This is a genomic window from Neisseria sp. P0001.S005, from assembly GCF_051963715.1.
In genome coordinates, this window is the sequence record NZ_JBQCTZ010000294.1 from 1 (window position 1) to 3,135 (window position 3,135).

Consider the following 3,135-nt stretch of genomic DNA (forward strand, 5'->3'; position numbering starts at 1 on the left):
TGTAGTGTCATGTAATTTCAGCACAGAATATTCAATAAGACAATATCTTTCTTTTTAAAAAGATTTTTGAGGTTTTATCCTAAAAAGATATCTATTTAGATCGGTCAGATTGTTTACAATCCGCTAAAAATAAAGGCTGCGGCCGAGATAAAATGCCAAATGAAAGTTAATCAACCATCAATTAAGACTGCAACAATTAAAATGACACAATCGACAAATGGCACATTATTGAAAAATACAAACGCGCAAATCTTGTTTTAAAAAAGCCTCAGGCCGTCTGAAAGATGGTTTTCAGACGGCCTGAGGCTTGCTATTTATTGATAAAGTCAGATTGATAAATGTTGCCCAAGCAACTGCGCCAACACTCGGGCAAAGCGTTCCGTCGCGCCTTCGCTAGTGTGCAAATACAGGGCAGGCTCGATGAGTTCCAATTCATTGAGCAGGAAGATGTCGCCGACCAACGTACCGTCGACTCGGGCGTAAACCGGCATTTGCGGCAAGGTGGCCAGTACGTCTTGCGCGGCACGGACGGCAAATTCGGGCGGTTCGATACCGAACACCGACACACCATAGGCCGAGTTGGCGCGCCATTCGCCTTGGGGCGGCTGACGGCGCACGGCATGGCTGAATGCGCCGTTGAAAAATACCAGCGAGGTTTCACCCGCCGTTTCGATTTCGCGGATATACGGTTGAACAATCATGCCTTGCGGATAATCCGCCATGTTCACGTCCAATGCCTCCGCACAAACTTTAACCACGCCTTTGCCGCTCTGCCCAAATGCTGGCTTGATGACCGCTTCCGTCCAGCCCTGTTGGTTCAGGATGTCGGCCAATTCGGCTTTTTGCGGCGGAACGAACACGCTGGGAATCACTTGCGCGCCGCGCGCCGCCAAATCGCACAAATAAGTCTTTTCCATATTCCAAGCCATCAACTCGGGGGGATTGATAAAATGCTGCCCCGCCTGCTCGGCTTGTTCCAGCCATTGGCGGAAGGCTTCGGGTTCGGCGGCATAATCCCATGTGCACAAAGGCAGCAAAAACGGCGCGGACGGATGGTTTTGCCACGCATCAAATACGGTTTTCACGCCTATGGTTTCCAAGCATGCCGCCAATGTTTTCAGGTTGTCCGATGGTTCGGGATAGGTTTGGCAGGTAATGAGTGCCAAAACGGTTTGCTCGGTCATGGTTGCCGCCTCGTCGCTAAAACCAAAATTATATAGCGAAATCAAACCAAAAGATTTTTCAGACGGCCTGATACATGAGGCCGATTCTGATAAAATGGTTTCCCCTTTTTCGTCGGAACATGCTCATGAAATCTGCCCACGTCCTTGTCTGGTTCCGCCGCAACCTCCGCCTGCACGACAATGCCGCGCTTAATGCCGCCGTTGCAAGCGGTTTGCCCATCGCCTGTGTCTGGGTCAGCCAAAGGCCGTCTGAAAACCACAATCCGCGTCAAAGCCTGTTTCATTATCAAGCCGCACAAGAGCTGCATACCCGTCTGGCGGCACACCATATTCCCTTATATGTCGTCGCTTCCGACGAAGACCTCCTCCCCTTGGCTGCTGCGCTTAATGCCCATACCGTCATCACAGACGAAGCCTACACCGAAGCCGAAATCCGCCAAGACAACCACCTCTGGCACAATTTCGACCAAGCAGGCATTGCCCTGCAACACGCCAACGACCGCGGCATTTTGGCCAAATCCCCCCTCATGGATGCCAACGGCTTGCCCTACACCGATTTTGCCGCCTATAAACAAGCATGGTTGCAGGCTTATTCAGGACAAAGGCCGTCTGAAACCGAATTGCCTGTTCAAACCGGACAAAACGTTCCACTGTTTCCAGCCCATACCGGCGCAGTATTACCTGCCTATCAACAGGGCGGCGAAACCGCAGCCTTAACGCAATGGCACGCGTTCAAACAGAATTTGGTTCACTACCCGATTACCCAAAATTTTCCGGCACGAAAAAACACCAGCCTCCTCAATGCCTACCTGTCCGCAGGCTGCATTTCCCCACGCCTGCTGGCTGCCGAAAGCTTGGCAAACCGACATTTTGAATGGCTGGACAAGCTTATTTTCCGCGACTACTGCTACCAGCTCGCCTACCACCGCCGCCTGCCCGAAACAACCGATGCCACCCAGGTGCGCGAATACTGGCGCAACGGCCAAACCGGCGTACCTGTCATCGACGCCTCCATCCGCAGCCTTGAAGCCACCGGCCACTTACATCCTGTTCTCCAGCAACTGTGCGCCCACTATTTCTGCCATGCGCTCAACCTCGATCCCAACCAAGGCATCGCGTGGACAGCTTCCGTCCAAACCGGCACCGACCCCGCGCTCAACCAAGCCAACTGGCACCTCGCTGCACAAGACACAGCCACCGTCCGCTATGCCCACCGTTCGCACCAAATCGATCCCGACGGCAGCTACATCCGCAGTTACCTCCCCGAATTGGCGCACCTACCCTCCACCCTCATTCACACGCCGTGGGCCGCCGCCGACGACATCGACACACACGGCTATCCCTTTCCCAAGGCCGTCTGAAACCTACGTTCACACCAAAAAACCACACTAAATACAGCTGAAAAACGTTCAAACAAAATATTTTGGTTTCAGACGGCCAAACAGATTGAATAGCCAAGATTTACACGGTAAACTTACGTCATTAAAAAATTTTATTATTTCATTACAATGAAACCCGCATTCGACATAAAAACGTCACGTTTGGACGTCTTATCCATCCATCTGCACACCGCAGATCTAACCGAATTGGAAGAATTCCTGCGCCAACTGGCAGGCCAATCCCAAGACGAATTCGTTCCCTTTATTTTAGACGTACAAGATTTCGACCATCCCGAATCCATCGATTTGGGCGGCATGATTTCCCTGTTTGCCCGTTACGGCATGCAAATTTTAGGGCTGCACCACACCAGCGACACATGGGCGGCAGCGGCAGCGCGTTACCACTTGGTCTTCAAACAAGGCAACTCCACCCAGGCAGCCGACACACAGGCAGCACCTACTCCTCGCCAAGCACCGCAGCCGCAAGACGTACAAGCCACCGTTATCAACAATCCGACCGTATTGGTCAGCACGCCCGTGCGTACCGGCCAGCAGGTTTACGCTGAAAACGG

Annotated in this window: 2 protein-coding genes and 1 pseudogene; 2 read left to right on the top strand and 1 reads right to left on the bottom strand. The window is 52.3% G+C overall.

Translation table 11 applies throughout. The features are described from left to right. Positions 1–326 precede the first annotated feature (326 nt). On the bottom strand, positions 327–1,184 hold the full coding sequence (locus ACTHSP_RS19055) for a glutathione synthetase (RefSeq protein ID WP_314511405.1): 858 nt from the start codon (positions 1,182–1,184) through the stop codon (positions 327–329). A gap of 125 nt (positions 1,185–1,309) precedes the next feature. On the opposite strand from ACTHSP_RS19055, the gene ACTHSP_RS19060 reads away from it, so the two are divergent. Both ACTHSP_RS19060 and ACTHSP_RS19065 read left to right on the top strand, forming a co-directional pair. Beyond that, positions 1,310–2,545 carry an FAD-binding domain-containing protein gene (locus ACTHSP_RS19060; protein WP_314511407.1) on the top strand — a complete coding sequence of 412 codons (1,236 nt, stop codon included), beginning with the start codon at positions 1,310–1,312 and terminating at the stop codon, positions 2,543–2,545. 147 nt (positions 2,546–2,692) lie between these two features. After that, a pseudogene (locus tag ACTHSP_RS19065) lies at positions 2,693–3,135 on the top strand (septum site-determining protein MinC); the annotation flags it as partial.